Source organism: Pseudomonas sp. GW823-FHT03E05 (assembly GCF_058796855.1).
Map to the genome: position 1 here is coordinate 461,300 of NZ_JBXAJB010000003.1, position 18,025 is coordinate 479,324.

At 62.9% G+C, this 18,025-nt stretch carries 16 protein-coding genes; 6 read left to right on the plus strand and 10 right to left on the minus strand.

Translation table 11 applies throughout. The features are described 5' to 3' along the window. The first annotated feature begins 223 nt into the window (after positions 1 to 223). Both rep and AC1RCO_RS15135 read left to right on the plus strand, forming a co-directional pair. Positions 224 to 2,233, plus strand: coding sequence for a DNA helicase Rep (gene rep, locus AC1RCO_RS15130; RefSeq protein WP_011064202.1), 2,010 nt, complete (start codon positions 224 to 226; stop codon positions 2,231 to 2,233). A gap of 56 nt (positions 2,234 to 2,289) precedes the next feature. Continuing rightward, positions 2,290 to 2,862 (plus strand): xanthine phosphoribosyltransferase, encoded by a 573-nt coding sequence (locus AC1RCO_RS15135; RefSeq protein ID WP_492617835.1) that lies wholly within the window; start codon positions 2,290 to 2,292, stop codon positions 2,860 to 2,862. A 105-nt stretch (positions 2,863 to 2,967) separates the two neighbouring features. Here the strand turns inward: AC1RCO_RS15135 and AC1RCO_RS15140 are convergent, their stop codons facing one another. From AC1RCO_RS15140 to dadA, 6 genes are all read right to left on the minus strand, one after another. Next, a complete protein-coding gene (locus AC1RCO_RS15140; RefSeq protein ID WP_053154536.1) occupies positions 2,968 to 4,899 on the minus strand; it encodes an acetyl-CoA hydrolase/transferase C-terminal domain-containing protein in 1,932 nt (643 codons plus the stop codon). Positions 4,900 to 5,036: 137 nt separating this feature from the next. After that, entirely contained in the window at positions 5,037 to 5,453 is a 417-nt protein-coding gene (locus AC1RCO_RS15145; RefSeq protein WP_011064205.1) for a c-type cytochrome, read from the minus strand. Between the two features lie 182 nt (positions 5,454 to 5,635). Continuing rightward, positions 5,636 to 6,184 carry a cupin domain-containing protein gene (locus AC1RCO_RS15150; RefSeq protein WP_015637462.1) on the minus strand — a complete coding sequence of 183 codons (549 nt, stop codon included), beginning with the start codon at positions 6,182 to 6,184 and terminating at the stop codon, positions 5,636 to 5,638. Between the two features lie 131 nt (positions 6,185 to 6,315). Continuing rightward, on the minus strand, positions 6,316 to 7,389 hold the full coding sequence (gene alr / locus AC1RCO_RS15155; protein ID WP_401019099.1) for an alanine racemase: 1,074 nt from the start codon (positions 7,387 to 7,389) through the stop codon (positions 6,316 to 6,318). 91 nt (positions 7,390 to 7,480) lie between these two features. Then, positions 7,481 to 7,834: a RidA family protein gene (locus AC1RCO_RS15160; protein WP_011064208.1), complete on the minus strand. Its 354-nt coding sequence runs from the start codon at positions 7,832 to 7,834 to the stop codon at positions 7,481 to 7,483. Continuing rightward, positions 7,806 to 9,107, minus strand: coding sequence for a D-amino acid dehydrogenase (gene dadA, locus AC1RCO_RS15165; RefSeq protein WP_011064209.1), 1,302 nt, complete (start codon positions 9,105 to 9,107; stop codon positions 7,806 to 7,808). Before dadA ends, AC1RCO_RS15160 begins: the two co-directional genes overlap by 29 nt. Positions 9,108 to 9,263: 156 nt before the next feature. On the opposite strand from dadA, the gene AC1RCO_RS15170 reads away from it, so the two are divergent. Then, positions 9,264 to 9,752, plus strand: coding sequence for an Lrp/AsnC ligand binding domain-containing protein (locus tag AC1RCO_RS15170; protein ID WP_011064210.1), 489 nt, complete (start codon positions 9,264 to 9,266; stop codon positions 9,750 to 9,752). 42 nt (positions 9,753 to 9,794) lie between these two features. On the opposite strand, the gene AC1RCO_RS15175 is transcribed toward AC1RCO_RS15170, so the two are convergent. After that, positions 9,795 to 10,148 (minus strand): YkgJ family cysteine cluster protein, encoded by a 354-nt coding sequence (locus AC1RCO_RS15175; protein ID WP_011064211.1) that lies wholly within the window; start codon positions 10,146 to 10,148, stop codon positions 9,795 to 9,797. Positions 10,149 to 10,296: 148 nt separating this feature from the next. Between AC1RCO_RS15175 and AC1RCO_RS15180 the strand changes: the two genes are divergently transcribed. Then, the gene (locus tag AC1RCO_RS15180) at positions 10,297 to 11,589 is read left to right on the plus strand and encodes an NAD(P)/FAD-dependent oxidoreductase (protein WP_492617836.1); all 1,293 of its coding nucleotides are present in this window, start codon (positions 10,297 to 10,299) and stop codon (positions 11,587 to 11,589) included. A gap of 27 nt (positions 11,590 to 11,616) precedes the next feature. Here AC1RCO_RS15180 and AC1RCO_RS15185 read toward each other — a convergent pair whose 3' ends face one another. After that, positions 11,617 to 11,862, minus strand: coding sequence for a DUF1127 domain-containing protein (locus AC1RCO_RS15185; protein WP_065365034.1), 246 nt, complete (start codon positions 11,860 to 11,862; stop codon positions 11,617 to 11,619). A 180-nt stretch (positions 11,863 to 12,042) separates the two neighbouring features. Between AC1RCO_RS15185 and AC1RCO_RS15190 the strand changes: the two genes are divergently transcribed. Both AC1RCO_RS15190 and AC1RCO_RS15195 read left to right on the plus strand, forming a co-directional pair. Next, the gene (locus AC1RCO_RS15190; RefSeq protein ID WP_019093687.1) at positions 12,043 to 13,467 is read left to right on the plus strand and encodes an aminotransferase-like domain-containing protein; all 1,425 of its coding nucleotides are present in this window, start codon (positions 12,043 to 12,045) and stop codon (positions 13,465 to 13,467) included. Between the two features lie 66 nt (positions 13,468 to 13,533). Next, positions 13,534 to 15,102 (plus strand): phospholipase D family protein, encoded by a 1,569-nt coding sequence (locus tag AC1RCO_RS15195; protein ID WP_183001230.1) that lies wholly within the window; start codon positions 13,534 to 13,536, stop codon positions 15,100 to 15,102. Between the two features lie 4 nt (positions 15,103 to 15,106). Here AC1RCO_RS15195 and AC1RCO_RS15200 read toward each other — a convergent pair whose 3' ends face one another. Together AC1RCO_RS15200 and AC1RCO_RS15205 are read right to left on the minus strand one after the other, a co-directional pair. Further along, on the minus strand, positions 15,107 to 16,252 hold the full coding sequence (locus AC1RCO_RS15200; protein WP_404674078.1) for an MFS transporter: 1,146 nt from the start codon (positions 16,250 to 16,252) through the stop codon (positions 15,107 to 15,109). Positions 16,253 to 16,379: 127 nt separating this feature from the next. Beyond that, positions 16,380 to 17,873 carry an aldehyde dehydrogenase gene (locus tag AC1RCO_RS15205; RefSeq protein WP_011064217.1) on the minus strand — a complete coding sequence of 498 codons (1,494 nt, stop codon included), beginning with the start codon at positions 17,871 to 17,873 and terminating at the stop codon, positions 16,380 to 16,382. Between the last annotated feature and the right edge of the window lie 152 nt (positions 17,874 to 18,025).

Below are 18,025 nucleotides of genomic sequence, written 5' to 3' on the forward strand. Positions count from 1 at the left end.
GGCGCGCAAATAAACAATAACAATTGATATTGATTATCATACGCAATTTCTTGTACCGCTCTAACTCGAACATTAGACGCATATTCAGCGCGCATCCTGAGGGAAAGTATCAAAACCGGCAAATTTAGATCGCGTTGTGCGTCACAAGTCGGACAGAGGCAGCAGAATCCGTCCAGCCTGTTAAAATGCCCGCCCTTTTCGTAACCGATCCCTTTTTACCGTCATGTCCCGACTCAATCCCCGGCAGCAAGAAGCCGTGAACTATGTCGGCGGCCCTCTTTTGGTGCTCGCCGGCGCAGGCTCCGGCAAGACCAGCGTGATCACCCGCAAGATCGCGCACCTGATCCAGAATTGCGGCATCCGCGCCCAGTACATTGTCGCCATGACCTTTACCAACAAGGCCGCGCGGGAAATGAAGGAGCGGGTCGGCACCCTGCTGCGCAGTGGCGAAGGCCGTGGCCTGACGGTCTCGACCTTCCACAACCTGGGCCTGAACATCATCCGCAAGGAGCATGTGCGGCTGGGCTACAAGCCGGGCTTCTCGATCTTTGACGAGACTGACGTCAAGGCCCTGATGACCGACATCATGCAGAAGGAGTATTCCGGGGACGACGGCGTCGACGAGATCAAGAACATGATCGGCTCGTGGAAGAACGACCTGATCCTGCCCGCCGAGGCCCTGGAAAACGCCCGCAACCCCAAGGAACAGACCGCCGCCATCGTCTACACCCACTACCAGCGCACGCTCAAGGCGTTCAACGCAGTGGACTTCGACGATCTGATCCTGCTGCCGGTGAAGCTGTTCGAAGAGCACGCCGACATCCTGGAGAAATGGCAGAACAAGGTGCGCTACCTGCTGGTGGACGAATACCAGGACACCAACGCCAGCCAGTACCTGCTGGTGAAGATGCTGATCGGCAAGCGCAACCAGTTCACCGTGGTGGGCGACGATGACCAGTCGATCTACGCCTGGCGCGGCGCACGCCCGGAAAACCTGATGCTGCTCAAGGACGACTACCCGTCCCTGAAAGTGGTGATGCTGGAGCAGAACTACCGCTCCACCAGCCGTATCCTGCGCTGCGCCAACGTGCTGATCTCCAACAACCCCCACGAATTCGAAAAGCAGCTGTGGAGCGAGATGGGCCACGGCGACGAGATCCGCGTGATCCGCTGCCGCAACGAAGATGCCGAGGCCGAACGGGTGGCCATGGAAATCCTCAGCCTGCACCTGCGCACCGACCGCCCCTACAGCGACTTCGCCATTCTTTACCGGGGCAACTACCAGGCCAAGCTGATCGAACTGAAGCTGCAGCACCACCAGGTGCCCTATCGCCTGTCCGGCGGTAACAGCTTCTTCGGACGCCAGGAAGTAAAGGATCTGATGGCCTACTTCCGCCTGATCGTGAACCCGGATGACGACAACGCCTTCCTCCGGGTGATCAACGTGCCGCGCCGGGAAATCGGTTCCACGACCCTGGAAAAACTCGGCAACTACGCCACCGAACGCAAGATCTCGATGTACGCCGCCACCGACGAAATCGGCCTGGGCGAACATCTGGACAGCCGTTTCACCGACCGCCTGGCGCGCTTCAAGCGCTTCATGGACCGGGTCCGCGAACAGTGCGCCGGCGAAGACCCGATTTCCGCCCTGCGCAGCATGGTCATGGACATCGACTACGAGAACTGGCTGCGCACCAACAGCTCCAGCGACAAGGCGGCGGACTACCGGATGGGTAACGTCTGGTTCCTGATCGAGGCCTTGAAGAACACCCTGGAAAAAGACGAAGACGGCGAGATGACCGTCGAAGACGCCATCGGCAAGCTGGTCCTGCGCGACATGCTGGAACGTCAGCAGGAAGAGGAAGACGGCGCCGAGGGCGTGCAGATGATGACCTTGCATGCCTCCAAGGGTCTGGAATTTCCCTACGTGTTCATCATGGGCATGGAAGAGGAAATCCTCCCGCACCGCTCCAGTATCGAAGCCGATACCATCGAGGAAGAACGGCGCCTGGCCTATGTGGGCATTACCCGCGCGCGTCAGACCCTGGCCTTTACCTTTGCGGCCAAGCGCAAGCAGTACGGTGAAATCATCGACTGCGCGCCGAGCCGTTTCCTCGATGAGCTGCCCCCGGACGATCTGGCCTGGGAAGGCAACGACGACACCCCGACCGAAGTGAAGGCCGTTCGCGGCAATAGCGCCTTGGCGGATATACGCGCGATGTTAAAGCGTTAAAATCGACTATTTTTTAACAGACCTTTGGCCCAGACGTGGCCAGTAGAGGAAGCTCCGTGGAAGCACTGCACAAGAAAATTCGCGAAGAAGGCATCGTGCTTTCCGATCAAGTACTGAAGGTCGACGCCTTTCTGAACCATCAGATCGACCCGCACTTGATGAAGTTGATCGGCGACGAATTCGCCACGCTGTTCAAGGATTCGGGCATCACCAAGATCGTCACCATCGAAGCCTCAGGGATAGCCCCGGCGATCATGACCGGTCTGAACCTGGGCGTGCCGGTGATCTTCGCCCGCAAGCACCAGTCCCTGACCCTGACCGAGAACCTGCTGTCGGCCACCGTGTACTCCTTCACCAAGCAGGTGGAAAGCACCGTCGCCATTTCCCCGCGGCACCTGACCAGCAGCGACCGCGTGCTGATCATCGACGACTTCCTGGCCAACGGTAAGGCGTCCCAGGCACTGATCTCGATCATCAAGCAGGCCGGCGCCACCGTGGCCGGCCTGGGCATCGTCATCGAGAAGTCGTTCCAGGGCGGTCGTGCCGAACTGGACTCCCAGGGCTACCGCGTGGAATCCCTGGCCCGGGTCAAATCCCTGGCCGGCGGCGTGGTCACCTTCATCGAGTAACCCCGCCCGCCAGAGCAACAGACTTGTGTAGGAACTGGCTTGCCAGCGAAGACGCCCTTGAGAGCAGCGCAAGACTTGAAGGCCCATTCGCCGGCAAGCCGTCTCCTACGACATGGTGGGGGCCGTGGCCTGCAGACCCGCCAGCAGGAACCGCTGGTACAGGTCTTCACGCAGGCCTTCGGGTTTCTCCAGCCCCATGCGCTCCAAGTGCTCGGCAAATGCCGCGGGCTCCGGTGCGTCGAGTGCCGCCTTGCCCAGCTCGAGGATCTCGCTGAGCTTGAACTTGCTCTTGAGCCAGTTCAGCGCCCGCAGCAGATCGCGCTCCTGGGCGCTGAAATCACTGCCCAGCGGATACTCCGGGAACAGGTGACGATGACGCGCCTGAATGTTCTGCAAACGCTGTGGGCTGTTGTCGGCAAAACGCGGCTCCAGACGAAAGTCCTTCGCCAGCTTGCCGGCTTTCTGTGCCTGCTCGATCAATCCGGCCTGGAAACGTGAATCGCTGATATTGAGCAACGCCTCGATCACCTTGGCGTCCGTCTTGCCCCGCAGATCGGCGATGCCGTACTCGGTGATCACGATGTCCCGCAGGTGCCGGGGGATGGTGCAGTGGCCGTATTCCCAGACAATGTTGGAACTCACCTCCCCCGCCGACTCGCGCCAGCTGCGCAGGATCAGCACCGAGCGGGCATCCGCCAGGGCATGGCCCTGCGCGACGAAGTTGTATTGCCCGCCCACCCCGCTCAGCACGCGCCCGCCCTGCAACTGGTCGGACACCGCCGCCCCCATCAGGGTCATGGTGAAGGCACTGTTGATAAAGCGCGCATCCCGGCGTTGCAGACGCTTGAGCTCCTCATGGCCATACAGCTCGTTGATGTAGCTGATGGCGGTCATGTTGAACTGCGCCAGCCTGCTCTTGGGCAGCTCCCGCAGGCGCTGATAGAAGCTGCGCGGGCCAAGGAAGAAACCGCCATGGATCGAGACCCCGCCGACAGCCGAATCCGGATCCAGGGTGCCGGCATTGGCTTGCTCTTGCAGCGCCACGGTCGGGTACACCTTGCGCCGCACGATGCCCGCGTCGGCCAGGGCCAGCAGGCCGTTGACGAACATTTCGCTGCAGCCGTAGAGCCCCTGGGCAAAGGGCTCGATACCCCCTTCGCGATCGATCAGCGGCTGCCAGTAATCCACCTGTAGGTCCGCCAGCAGTGCGCGGTAGCCCTCGTTGTCCGCCTGCCGTGCGAGCAAGGCCGCGGTCAGCGCATCGCCCATGGAGCCAATGCCGATCTGCAGGGTGCCGCCGTCGCGCACCAAGGTGCTGGCGTGCAGGCCTATGCAATGGTCCTGGATGCCCACGGGCATGTTCGGTGTGGAGAACAACGTACTGCGTTCCTCTTCGTCGATCAGCAGGTCGAGGTCCGCGGCATCGATTTCCGAGTCACCCGGCATATAGGGCAGGTCGCTGTGGACCTGGCCGAGGATCAAGATGGTTTCCCCCTGCGCCCGGCGCTTGGCAATCATCGGCAACATGTCGAGGGTGATGTCCGGGTTGCAGCTCAGGCTCAGGCGTCCCGGGTCTTGCGGGTCCCTGGCCAGCAGTTGCGCCACCAGGTTCAGACCGGCTGCGTTGATGTCCCGGGCGGCATGGCTGTAGTTGCTGCTGACGTAGTCCTGTTGCGCCGGGGCACTGTGCAGGAGGCTGCCGGGCTGCATGAAGAACTGCTCGACGCGAATGTTCGCCGGCAGGCTGTCGCGATGCAGGTCAGCGAGAAAATCCAGCTCCGGGTAGTCACCGAATACCCGTTCGACGAAGGGTTCGAGGAAGCGCTTCTGCAAACCGTCGCCCAGGGCCGGCCGGCCCAGGCTCAAAGCGGTGTAGATGGTCAGCTGGCGTTCCGGCATCCCGGCGATGCGCCGGTACAGGGCATTGGCGAAACGATTGGGTTTACCCAGCCCCAGGGGCATGCCCATGTGAATGTGTTGCGGCAAACGCGCGAGCACTTCATCCACCGCATGCTCGATAGAACAGGATTGCAGCATCTGACCCTCCGGGGACCGTCCATGAATTGAGGTTGGACCGAGCTTGCCGGGAGTTTGCTGCATTGACCAGTACACGGGGGCAAATTACGCCCACAAAAAAGCCGCTCGTAAGCGGCTTTTTCGCTGAAGATGGCGGCTTATTTCAGGCCGGACATCTTCTGGATTGCACCTTTGAGCTCGTCATCGGAGCAATCGGCGCAAGTGCCTTTAGGCGGCATTGCGTTGATCCCGGTGATGGCCTTGGCCAGGATGCCGTCGAGGCCGCCCTGGTGATCGGCGCGCTCTTTCCAGGCTGCGGTGTCACCGATTTTCGGTGCGCCCAACAGGCCGGTGCCGTGGCAAGCGTTGCAGTGCTTGGCGATCACGTCATCCGGGGATTTCGCGCCACCGCCACCGCCCGCAGAGGCGGCCACTTCCATACCCTTGCATTCCTGCCCCTGGACGCAGACCTGGCCGACAGGCTCAAGACGCTTGGCAATATCATCATTAGTCGCAGCTTGAGCGCTGACTGCCCAAAGGGCCAATACGGTTGCTGGTGCGGCCAGCATTTTCATAATTAGGTTCACGCGTACACCCTCAATGGTGGCTAGTCACGCCTGCGGCCACGGTTTCGCAGGCGGGCGAAAGTATAACGGTTAGCCCGCCACACTGAAACAACCCCAAAGTCGAAGGGGTCTTATTCGCGGCAAAATGTCGCTGGGGGCCACTCTGCAAGCCTTGCAGGACGCCTCTTGATCTAGAAGTTCGCCGGAGTGGCTGCGCTGATTAGTCGCGCCGGAACATCGAACGGATTACGGAAACGGTGCGGCTTCGTACTCTCAAAGTAGTAGCTGTCGCCGGCTTCGAGGACAAATGTTTCAAGCCCTACCACCAGTTCCAGGCGCCCCTCGAGGAGAATCCCGGTTTCCTCGCCGTCGTGGGTGAGCATCTCTTCACCGGTATCGGCACCCGGCGGGTAGATCTCGTTGAGGAAGGCAATGGCGCGGCTCGGATGAGCCCGGCCCACCAGCTTCATGGTCACCGCACCATCGGAGATGTCGATCAGTTCGTGGGCCTTGTAGACGATCTGAGAAGGCGTTTCCTGGAGAATTTCCTCGGAAAAGAACTCCACCATGGACATGGGAATGCCGCCCAGCACCTTGCGCAGCGAGCTGATCGAGGGGCTGACGCTGTTCTTTTCGATCATTGAAATGGTGCTATTGGTGACGCCCGCACGCTTGGCGAGTTCACGCTGGGAAAGACCTTTCAGTTTACGGATGGATTGCAGTCGTTCACCGACGTCCAATGCGGCAGCCTCCTAGGCGGGAATCAGGCGTTGTTGTAATTGAGCGTTATCATGGCGACAGCGTTCAGTATTTACAACACTTGCTCCCGATTCCCCCCGGGAAGGCGACTTTCGGTACAGCCCACGGAATCTCAGCCTTCGCAGTACACCAACGGCACCCGGCGCAGGTTGCAGAACAGCTGATAAGGGATGGTATCGGCGGCCTGCGCAACATCGCTGGCGAGGATGTTCTTGCCCCACAACTCCACGGTCGAACCAAGACCGGCCTGGGGCACGTCCGTCAGGTCGACACACAGCATGTCCATGGACACCCGACCCAGCAGGCGGCTGCGCTGGCCGGCCACCAGTACCGGCGTACCAGTAGGCGCATGGCGCGGATAACCGTCGGCATACCCCATGGCCACCACGCCGATGCGCATTGGCCTGTCGGTGATGAACCTGGCGCCGTAGCCCACCGGCTCGCCGGCCGGCAGTTCACGCACGCAGATCACCTTGGACTCCAGGGTCATTACCGGCTGCAAGCGCGCGGCCACCGAGTTGTTTTCTTCGAACGGTGTCGAACCGTAGAGCATGATGCCCGGGCGCACCCAATCGCTGGGTACGCTGGGCCAGCCCATGACCGCCGGCGAATTGCGCAGGCTGATTTCCGCTCCGAGGCCCTGGCGAGCCGCTTCGAATACCGCCACCTGCTCGCTGCTACGCGGGCAGTCCAGTTCATCGGCGCGGGCAAAGTGGCTCATCAGCACGATCTTCTCGACCTTGCCGCTGGCCTGCAGGCGCTGATACGCCGCCTGGTAATCCTTGGGATGCAGGCCGACCCGGTGCATGCCCGAATCCAGCTTGAGCCAGACCGTCAGTGGCTTGGCCACGACCGCCTGCTCGATGGCTTCGAGTTGCCACAGCGAATGCACCACGCACCAGAAATCATGCTCGACGATCAGCGCCAGCTCGGATGCTTCGAAAAAACCTTCCAGCAGCAGCACCGGCGCACGAATGCCCGCGGCGCGCAGCTCCAGGGCTTCTTCGATGCAGGCCACGGCGAAACCGTCGGCCTCGCCTTCCAGTGCCTGGGCGCAGCGCACCGCGCCATGGCCGTAGGCATCGGCCTTGATCACCGCGAGAGCACGAACTCCCGAGGTTTCACGGGCCAGTTGGTAGTTGTGACGCAGGGCTTGGAGATCGATCAGGGCACGGGCAGGGCGCATGGCGGCAGACTTCTAGGCGGTCATGGGGAATAAAAAACCGGTGCTGGATGACGGCGAGCCGCCACCGGCACCGGGAGAGGGATCTTGTCGTTTAAGGCAGAGCGGCCACTACGGACAGCTCGACCAGGATTTCCGGTTCGCACAGCTTGGCTTCGACCGTGGCCCGGGCCGGCGCCACGCCTTTTGGCAGCCACTGGTCCCAGACACTGTTCATGCCAGCGAAGTGGGCATCGATGTCCTTCAGGTAGATGGTCACCGACAGCAGCTTGCTCTTGTCGGTACCGGCCAGGTCCAGCAGGCGTTCGATGTTGGCCAGGGTCTCGCGAGTCTGCTGTTCGATCCCGGCCTGCATGTCATCGCCGACTTGCCCGGACAGATACACCGTACCGCCGTGGACAACAATCTGGCTCATGCGCTCATTGGTGAGCTGGCGCTGGATTGACATGTTTAGCTGACTCCTGAGGGTTACCGTAACGGGAAATATCGAGGCCTTCGGCGCTGATCTGCGGCTTTTTCTTGGCCATCAGGTCCGCCAGCAGGCGACCGGAACCGCAAGCCATGGTCCAGCCGAGCGTACCGTGGCCAGTGTTCAAGAACAGGTTGCGGAACGGCGTGGCGCCCACAATCGGCGTGCCATCCGGGGTGGTAGGACGCAGCCCGGTCCAGAAACTGGCCTGGGACAGGTCGCCGCCCTGAGGATAGAGATCGTTGACGATCATCTCCAGCGTTTCACGCCGGCGCGGATTGAGCGAGAGGTCAAAACCGGCTATCTCAGCCATGCCGCCGACCCGGATCCGGTTGTCGAAACGGGTGATCGCGACCTTGTAGGTTTCGTCGAGGATGGTGGAAGTCGGGGCCATAGCCGGGTTGGTGATCGGCACGGTCAGGGAGTAACCCTTGAGCGGGTACACCGGCGCCTTGATGCCCAGCGGCTTGAGCAATTGCGGCGAGTAGCTGCCCAGGGCCAGCACGTAGCGGTCGGCGGTTTCCAGCTTGCCGTCGATCCACACGCCGTTGATCCGGTCACCGGCAAAGTCGATGCGCTGGATGTCCTGGCCGAAGCGGAACTCCACACCCAGCTTGCTGGCCATTTCCGCCAGGCGCGTGGTGAAGATCTGGCAGTCGCCAGTCTGGTCGTTGGGCAGGCGCAGGGCACCGGCGAGGATGTCAGTGACGTTGGCCAGGGCCGGCTCGACCCGGGCGATGCCTTCGCGGTCCAGCAGTTCGAACGGCACGCCGGACTCCTTGAGCACGGCGATGTCTTTCGCCGCACCGTCCAGCTGCGCCTGGGTGCGGAACAGCTGGGTAGTGCCCAGGCTGCGGCCTTCGTAGGCAATGCCGGTTTCCGCTCGCAACTCGTCGAGGCAGTCACGGCTGTATTCGGACAGGCGCACCATGCGTTCCTTGTTCACCGCATAGCGGCTGGCGGTGCAGTTGCGCAGCATCTGTGCCATCCACAGGTACTGGTCGATGTCGGCCGTGGCCTTGATCGCCAGTGGCGCGTGGCGCTGCAGCAGCCATTTGATGGCTTTGAGCGGTACACCCGGAGCGGCCCAGGGCGACGCATAGCCAGGCGAGACCTGGCCGGCGTTGGCGAAGCTGGTTTCCATGGCGGCGGCCGGCTGACGGTCCACTACGGTCACTTCAAATCCGGCTCGAGCCAGATAATAGGCACTGGTGGTTCCGATAACGCCACTGCCCAAGACCAGAACGCGCATTTTCATATCCTCATCGCGGCTTGACCGCTGACGTTTGTTATTCAGAGCAAAGATGGGCGCAGTGTAAGAAACATTGAGCAGTGATTTTCACTATATAACCGCCTATATTTGGCGAGAATTCTCGGCAATATTGCTTTTCACGGAGGGGCATCCCCTATGCGCACCAACCATCAGACCCGTCGGGCCCTGGACAAGATCGATCGCAATATCTTGCGGATACTCCAGGCCGACGGACGCATTTCCTTCACCGAGCTGGGGGAGCGAGTGGGCCTCTCCACCACCCCCTGCACCGAGCGCGTGCGCCGCCTGGAGCGCGAAGGGATCATCATGGGCTACAACGCGCGGCTCAATCCGCAGCACCTCAAGGGCAGCCTGCTGGTGTTCGTCGAGATCAGCCTGGACTACAAGTCCGGCGATACCTTCGAGGAGTTTCGCCGGGCGGTGCTGAAGCTGCCCCACGTGCTGGAGTGCCACCTGGTGTCCGGCGACTTCGACTATCTGGTCAAGGCGCGGATCTCGGAAATGGCGTCCTACCGCAAGTTGCTGGGGGACATCCTGCTCAAGCTGCCCCACGTGCGCGAGTCCAAGAGCTACATCGTCATGGAAGAAGTGAAGGAGAGCCTGAGCCTGCCGATTCCGGATTGAAGCGAGAGGGTGAAGCCTTCCGGCAAGCCGGGGTGCGCGGGGCTAGACCAGGACCTGGCGAGTGCTGGCCATGTAGTCGTGGATCTGTTTTTCGACCCGGGGGTGGATCATCTCCACCGGGCGCCGGCCGTTGGGGCAAGGCAGGCTCGGCGTGGTGCCGAACAGGCGGCAGATCAGCGGACGCTCGTCATACACGGTGCAACCGTTGGGCCCCAGGTGCACGCAGTTGAGCTCGTCCATGGCAGCTTCCTGCTCGGCAGCGGTCTTGCGCGGCAGGCGGGACATTTCCTCCGGCGAGGTGGTCACCGGGCCGCAGCAGTCGTGGCAGCCGGGAACGCACTCGAAAGAGGGAATCTGCTGACGCAGGCTGCGGACGATTTGACGGTTACAGCTCATGAAAAAGACTACCGGGGCATGAATAGCCGTGAATTCTGCCCTAAATGCCTGGCGGCAGACAGGACCGGGCGTCCTGCGGTTGCCCCGGCGCAAAGGCCCGACTTATGCTCCGCGCATTTTTACCGACACCATCATCAGGACGCATCCCATGCCCGCCAGCCTTCAGCACGCCGCTTCCTACTATGCCGCCAGCAGCCTGCCGCAACCTGACTACCCAGCGTTGGCGGGCGATCTGACAGCCGATGTGTGCGTGGTCGGGGGCGGTTTTTCCGGGCTCAACACCGCGCTGGAACTGGCCGAGCGTGGCCTCAGCGTGGTCCTGCTGGAGGCGCACAAGATCGGCTGGGGCGCCAGCGGGCGCAATGGCGGGCAGTTGATTCGCGGCGTCGGCCACGGCCTCGACCAGTTCACCAAGGTGATAGGCAAGGACGGAGTGCGGCAGATGAAGCTCATGGGGCTGGAGGCGGTGGAGATCGTCCGCCAACGCATCGAGCGTTTCCAGATCCCTTGCGACCTGACCTGGGGCTACTGCGACCTGGCCAACAAGCCGGCCGACCTTGCCGGCTTCGCCGAAGACGCCGAGGAACTGCGCAGCCTCGGCTATCGCCACCAGACCCGGCTGCTGCAGGCCGATGAAATGCACAGCGTGGTGGGTTCCAAGCGCTATGTTGGCGGCTTGATCGACATGGGTTCGGGCCACCTGCACCCGCTGAACCTGGCCCTGGGCGAAGCCCGGGCGGCGCAGCAACTGGGGGTGCAACTGTTCGAGCACTCTGCGGTGACACGCATCGACTACGGCCCCGAGGTCAAGGTCCACAGCAGTCGCGGCACCGTCCGGGCCAAGACCCTGGTACTGGGCTGCAACGCCTACCTCAGCGATCTCAATCCGGAATTGGGGGGCAAGGTGCTTCCGGCCGGCAGCTACATCATCGCCACCGAACCCTTGAGCCCGGCCCTGGCCCAGGAACTGCTGCCGCAGAACATGGCGGTCTGCGACCAGCGCGTGGCCCTGGACTACTACCGCCTTTCGGCTGACCGGCGCCTGCTGTTCGGGGGTGCCTGTCATTATTCGGGGCGTGACCCCAAGGACATCGCCGCCTACATGCGGCCGAAGATGCTGGAAGTGTTCCCGCAACTGGCCGCAGTGAAGATCGACTACCAGTGGGGCGGCATGATCGGCATCGGCGCCAACCGCCTGCCGCAGATCGGCCGGCTCAAGGACCAGCCCAATGTGTATTACGCCCAGGCCTATTCGGGCCACGGCCTGAATGCCACGCACCTGGCGGGCAAGCTGCTGGGCGAGGCCATCAGCGGCCAGCACGGCGGCGGTTTCGATCTGTTCGCCAAGGTGCCGCACATCACCTTCCCGGGCGGCAAGCATCTGCGCTCGCCGCTGCTGGCCCTGGGCATGCTCTGGCACCGCTTGAAGGAACTGCTCTGACCCTCCCCGTGACTGCGCGGCGTCGGCCTACAGCCGCCAGAACGGCTTGAGACCTTCGGCCCGCGCCTCTTCCCGGCTCAGGCCGACATCGCGCAACTGCTCGGCAGTCAGCTCCAGCAACGACTTGCGCGTGCGCAGCCGATGCCAGTACAGACCCAGCGGGCTCAGCCCGGGCGGTGCGGAGCGTGGCAGGCGTGCCGCCAGTGCCTGCTCCTGCTCTGCCTGCAGCTCCTGACTCCGTAACGACAGACGCACATCGCTCAAGCCGTTCATCTGTATTGCTCCTGTTTGCTCAAAGTTGCCATGAGCCAATAGGATGCTTGGTGCGCAAAAACCATTACAGACTCAATACAGCGGTATTAACTCCATACAGTTTTGCCAAAAATCCTGCTGAATCCTGTATTTTTGCCCCATCTGTACCGGTCCTCGCGCCCCCCACTACGAGCCAATGCCATGACCCTCTACGTCAACCTCGCCGAACTCCTGGGCACCCGCATTGAGCAGGGCTTCTACCGCCCCGGCGATCGGCTGCCCTCAGTGCGCGCCCTGAGCGTCGAGCACGGGGTCAGCCTGAGCACCGTGCAGCAGGCCTACCGCCTGCTGGAAGACAACGGCCTGGCGATGCCCAAGCCCAAGTCCGGCTACTTCGTGCCGCCCAGCCGCGAACTGCCCGCCCTGCCCGCCGTTGGCCGCCCGGCCCAGCGACCGGTAGAGATCTCGCAGTGGGACCAGGTGCTGGAACTGATTCGCGCCGTGCCGCGCAAGGACGTGGTGCAACTGGGCCGCGGCATGCCGGACATCACCACACCCACCCTCAAGCCTCTGCTTCGGGCCCTGGCCCGCCTCAGCCGGCGCCAGGACATGCCAGGCCTGCACTACGACAACATCTACGGCGTACTGGAGCTGCGCGAGCAGGTCGCACGACTGATGCTGGATTCCGGCTGCCAACTGGGGGCCGGCGACCTGGTGATCACCACCGGCTGCCACGAGGCGCTGTCCACCAGCATTCGCGCCATCTGCGAACCGGGGGACATCGTCGCCGTGGACTCGCCGAGCTTCCACGGCGCCATGCAGACCCTCAAGGGCCTGGGCATGAAGGCCCTGGAGATCCCCACCGACCCCATTACCGGAATCAGCCTGGAAGCCCTGGAACTGGCTTTGGAACAGTGGCCGATCAAGGCCATACAGTTGACGCCCAACTGCAACAACCCCCTGGGCTACATCATGCCGGAGCCGCGCAAGCGGGCACTGCTGACCCTGGCCCAGCGCTTCGACGTGGCGATCATCGAGGACGATGTGTATGGCGAACTGGCCTACACCTACCCGCGCCCGCGCACCATCAAGTCCTTCGACGATGATGGCCGGGTGCTGCTGTGCAGCTCGTTCTCGAAAACCCTGGCCCCAGGCCTGCGCATCGGCTGGGTGGCGCCCGGCCGCTACCTGGAACGTGTACTGCACATGAAATACATCAGCACCGGCTCCACGGCCCCGCAGCCCCAGGTAGCCATCGCCGAGTTTCTCAAGAGCGGCCACTTCGAGCCGCATCTGCGCAAGATGCGCACCCAGTACCAGCGCAATCGTGACCTGATGCTCGATTGGGTCAGCCGCTACTTCCCCGCCGGCACTCGCGCCAGCCGGCCACAGGGCAGTTTCATGCTGTGGATCGAACTCCCCGAGGGCTTTGATGCTCTGAAGCTCAACCGAGTGCTGCTCGAGCAAGGGGTGCAGATTGCCGTGGGCAGCATCTTTTCCGCCTCGGGCAAGTACCGCAATTGCCTGCGGATGAACTACGCTGCCAAGCCAACCGCGCAGATCGAAGACGCGGTACGCAAGGTCGGCGCTGCAGCCATCAAGCTGCTCAGTGATACCTCGGACTGACCCCGACCCGAAGCAGGAAGCCAGCCGTCCCATGCCAACCCGTGCCGTGATGCGAGATGACCTGACTTGAACCCTATACAGGCCTTCACCTGGCTTCTGCTGCTGAGCCTCGGGCTGGGCGGCTGCGCTACCCGCGAGGTCCCGTACCAACCCAGCCAGGCCCTGCCCGCCCGTGATTCGGGCTTTGCCCAGTCGATCCGGGCCCAGGCCGCGCCCTACCAGGGGCGTTCCGGCTTTCGCCTGCTACCCAACAGCACCGAAGCGTTCATGGCCCGCGCCGAGCTGATCCGCAACGCGCAAAGCAGCCTCGACCTGCAGTACTACATCGTCCACGACGGCATCAGCACCCGCATGCTGGTGGACGAGCTGCTCAAGGCCGCCGACCGTGGCGTGCGGGTACGCATCCTGCTGGACGACACCACCAGCGACGGCCTGGACCAGATCATCGCCACCCTGGCCGCCCATCCGCAGATCCAGATCCGCCTGTTCAACCCTCTGCACCTGGGCCGCAGCACCGGCCTGACCCGGGCCATGGGCCGCCTGTTCAACCTGTCGCAGCAGCATCGGCGGATGCACAACAAGCTCTGGCTGGCAGACAACAGCGTGGCCATCGTCGGCGGGCGCAACCTGGGGGATGAATACTTCGACGCCCAGCCCAACCTGAATTTCACCGACATCGACATGTTCAGCGTGGGTCCGGTGGCCGAGCAACTGGGCCACAGCTTCGACCAGTACTGGAACAGCGCCCTTAGCCGCCCCATCGGCGAGTTCCTGTCCAGCACACCTTCCACCAAGGCGCTGGACAACACCCGGCTGCGCCTCGAGGAATCCTTGCAGGACAGCCGCCGGCAGAACCAGGCGCTGTACCGGCAGTTAATGACCTACCAGACCCAGCCGCGCATGGACATCTGGCGCAAGGAACTGATCTGGGCCTGGAACCAGGCCCTGTGGGACGCTCCGGCCAAGGTCCTGGCCAAGGGTGACCCCGACCCGCACCTGCTGCTCACCACCCAGCTGGCACCGGAACTGAGCGGGGTCGGCAAGGAGCTGATCATGATCTCGGCCTACTTCGTTCCGGGGCAGCCCGGGCTGGTGTACCTGACCGGGCGCGCGGACGCCGGAGTCTCGGTGAGCCTGTTGACCAACTCCCTGGAAGCCACCGACGTGCCAGTGGTGCATGGCGGCTATGCGCCCTATCGCAAGGCATTGCTGGAACATGGAGTGAAGCTCTACGAACTGCGCCGACAACCCGGCGAGCGCGGTGGCAGCGGGCCGCACCTGTTCCACAGCGGCTCCTACAAGGGCTCCGACTCCAGCCTGCACAGCAAGGCGATGATCTTCGACCGACGAAAGAGCTTCATCGGCTCGTTCAACTTCGACCCCCGTTCGGTGCTGTGGAACACCGAGGTCGGGGTGCTGGTGGACAGCCCCGAGCTGGCTGAACATGTCCGCGCCCTGGCCCTGCAGGGGATGGCGCCGGCCCTGAGCTACCAGGTCAAGCTGCTGGACGGCAAGCTGGTCTGGGTGACCGAGGATCAGGGCCAGTTGCACAGCCTGGACCATGAACCCGGCAACTGGTGGCGCCGCTTCAATGCCTGGCTGAGCACCCGCATCGGCCTGGAACGCATGCTCTGAGTGGCTACAACGCAGCCTGGGCTTCGCCAAAGGCCCCCTGGCGCAGCAGCAGGACAAGCAAGCCAAAAGCCCCGGCCGCCACCAGCAGCAACATGGCGTGGCCGCTCACCCACTGGCTGCCGGCCCCTGCCACCAGCGGCCCGATCAGGCAGCCAATGCCCCAGAGCTGCGCCACATGGGCATTGGCCCGCACCAGTGCGTCATCGCGGTAACGCTCGCCGATCAGGATCAGCGACAAGGTGAACAAGCCCCCGGCGCTGGCCCCGAACAACACCCACAGTGGCCAGATCAGCACGGTGCCCAGCAACAGCGGAATGGCCAGGCTGGAACACAGCAGGATCACCGCGCAGCCGGTGAACAGGCCGCGCCGGGAAATCCGATCCGCCAGGGCGCCAATCGGCAGTTGCAAAAGTGCATCCCCCACCACCACGGTGCTGACCATGGCCAGGGCAATGTCTTCGGTGAACCCCTGGCTCAGGCAATACACCGGCAGCAGGGTCAGAATCAGCGCCTCGAAAGTAGCGAACAATGCAACTGCCCAGGCAATCGCCGGCAACTTCCGACAGAAGTGCCACAGGTCAAACAGGGTCACGCTGCACGACTCGGTGCTCGGCGCCCCGCTGCGCCCCAACAACAGGAGCGGTGATACCACCAGCAAACCCACCGCGGTCCAGAAGCCGTAATCATGCTCAGTACCCAGCACGCCCAACAGCAGGGGCCCGGCCAGCTGGCTCAAGGCATAGCTTGCGCCATACAGCGCCACCAGCCGGCCACGCCACTGCTCCACCACCAGTTGATTGATCCAGCTTTCCCCCAGAATGAAGATGATGGTCAGGACCACTCCCAGTATCAGGCGCAGCACCAACCACAACGGATAGCTGGGCAGCAGCGCCAGCAAGGCAATGGAGATCGCCCCGCCCCACAGGCACAGGCGCATCAGGCTGGCGGTGCCGAAGCGCGCCGCCAGGCGGCTGGAGATCTTCGCCCCGAGCAACACGCCAATGGCCGGCATCGCCGCCACCACGCCAATTGCAAAAGGCCCGTAGCCCCAGCTTTCGAGACGAAATGACACCAGGGGCATGGTCACGCCCAGGGCCAGGCCGACACTCAAGACTGCGGCCAAAACGGCGAAATAGGTCGCCCAACGCATTTCCACGCTCCTGTGGATCATTGTTTCGCAAGGCACAGACAACACAGCCGGACTCCCCTTGCGGAAAGTCCGGCTGCGCTATGGATCGACATCAGGCGGGGCACTGCCCCGCCTCAAACGACAAGACTCAGAGCTTGATCCAGGTGGCTTTCAGCTCGGTGTACTTGTCGAACGCATGCAGCGACTTGTCGCGACCGTTGCCCGACTGCTTGAAGCCGCCGAACGGCGCGGTCATGTCGCCGCCGTCGTATTGGTTGACCCAGACGCTGCCGGCACGCAGGGCCTTGGCGGTCTGGTGGGCCTTGGAGATGTTGGCGGTCCACACCGCAGCTGCCAGGCCGTAAGGCGTGTCGTTGGCAATCTGGATCGCCTCTTCCACGCTGTCGAAGGCGATCACCGACAGTACAGGGCCGAAGATCTCTTCCTGGGCGATTTTCATCGCGTTGCTGACACCATCGAAAATGGTCGGCTCGACGTAGGTGCCACCGGTTTCTTCCAGGGTGCGCTTGCCACCGGCCACCAGCTTTGCGCCATCGGCATGCCCGGCTTCGATGTAGGACAGCACGGTGTTCATCTGCTGGGTGTCCACCAGGGCACCGACATTGGTGGCCGGGTCCAGCGGGTTGCCCGGCTTCCAACCCTTGAGGGCCTCGATCACCAGCGGCAGGAATTTGTCCTTGATAGAGCGCTCCACCAGCAGGCGCGAGCCGGCGGTGCAGACTTCGCCCTGGTTGAAGGCAATGGCGCTGGCGGCGGATTCGGCGGCGGCCTGCAGGTCCGGAGCATCGGCGAACACGATGTTCGGGCTCTTGCCGCCGGCTTCCAGCCACACGCGCTTCATGTTGGATTCGCCGGAGTAGACCAGCAACTGCTTGGCGATCTTGGTGGAGCCGGTGAACACCAGGGTGTCCACGTCCATGTGCAGGGCCAGGGCCTTGCCGACGGTGTGGCCGTAGCCTGGCAGTACGTTGAACACGCCCGCCGGAATCCCGGCTTCCACTGCCAGGGCAGCGATGCGGATGGCGGTCAGCGGGGATTTTTCCGAAGGCTTGAGGATCACCGAGTTACCGGTGGACAGCGCCGGGCCCAGTTTCCAGCAAGCCATCATCAGGGGGAAGTTCCACGGCACGATGGCCGCGACCACGCCTACCGGCTCACGGGTGACCAGGCCCAACTGGTCGTGAGGGGTGGCAGCGACTTCATCGTAGATCTTGTCGATCGCCTCGCCGCTCCAGCTCAGGGCCTGGGCGGCGCCGGGAACGTCGATATCCAGGGAGTCGCTGATGGGCTTGCCCATGTCCAGGGTTTCCAGGAGCGCGAGTTCTTCAGCGTGCTGCTTCAACAGGCCGGCAAAGCGGATCATCACCGACTTGCGCTTGGCCGGCGCCAGGCGCGACCAGGCGCCGGAGTTGAAGGTGGCGCGGGCGTTTTCCACGGCGCGCTGGGCATCGGCGGCATCACAGCTGGCGATGGTCGCCAGTACGCGACCGTCTACCGGGCTGATGCATTCGAAGGTGTCGCTGGAAGCCGATGCGGTGTATTCGCCGTTGATGTAGGCACGACCTTCGATTTTCAGGTCGCGGGCACGTTGCTCCCAGTCGGCACGAGTCAGGGTGGTCATACGAGTGTCCTCCTCTTATTTGTATACAAGCGCCATGCGAACTACGCCGGCACTGCTGAAGAATTCTGCCCGGCCAGCCTGTTTTCGGCCAAAGGCACCCGCCACCCTAAACCAGCGACACCTGTACTTTCAATATATTTGACAAAGCCCGG

Coding starts and splice junctions, on each gene's coding strand:
- AC1RCO_RS15175 (WP_011064211.1), bottom strand. CDS start 10,148: ATGAGCTGTAACCGTCAAATCGTCCGCAGCCTGCGTCAGCAGATTCCC.
- AC1RCO_RS15140 (WP_053154536.1), bottom strand. CDS start 4,899: ATGCTGCAATCCTGTTCTATCGAGCATGCGGTGGATGAAGTGCTCGCG.
- AC1RCO_RS15170 (WP_011064210.1), top strand. CDS start 9,264: ATGCGCACCAACCATCAGACCCGTCGGGCCCTGGACAAGATCGATCGC.
- AC1RCO_RS15205 (WP_011064217.1), bottom strand. CDS start 17,873: ATGACCACCCTGACTCGTGCCGACTGGGAGCAACGTGCCCGCGACCTG.
- rep (WP_011064202.1), top strand. CDS start 224: ATGTCCCGACTCAATCCCCGGCAGCAAGAAGCCGTGAACTATGTCGGC.
- alr (WP_401019099.1), bottom strand. CDS start 7,389: ATGCGCCCTGCCCGTGCCCTGATCGATCTCCAAGCCCTGCGTCACAAC.
- AC1RCO_RS15160 (WP_011064208.1), bottom strand. CDS start 7,834: ATGTCAATCCAGCGCCAGCTCACCAATGAGCGCATGAGCCAGATTGTT.
- AC1RCO_RS15190 (WP_019093687.1), top strand. CDS start 12,043: ATGACCCTCTACGTCAACCTCGCCGAACTCCTGGGCACCCGCATTGAG.
- AC1RCO_RS15180 (WP_492617836.1), top strand. CDS start 10,297: ATGCCCGCCAGCCTTCAGCACGCCGCTTCCTACTATGCCGCCAGCAGC.
- AC1RCO_RS15200 (WP_404674078.1), bottom strand. CDS start 16,252: ATGCGTTGGGCGACCTATTTCGCCGTTTTGGCCGCAGTCTTGAGTGTC.
- dadA (WP_011064209.1), bottom strand. CDS start 9,107: ATGCGCGTTCTGGTCTTGGGCAGTGGCGTTATCGGAACCACCAGTGCC.
- AC1RCO_RS15185 (WP_065365034.1), bottom strand. CDS start 11,862: ATGAACGGCTTGAGCGATGTGCGTCTGTCGTTACGGAGTCAGGAGCTG.
- AC1RCO_RS15145 (WP_011064205.1), bottom strand. CDS start 5,453: ATGAAAATGCTGGCCGCACCAGCAACCGTATTGGCCCTTTGGGCAGTC.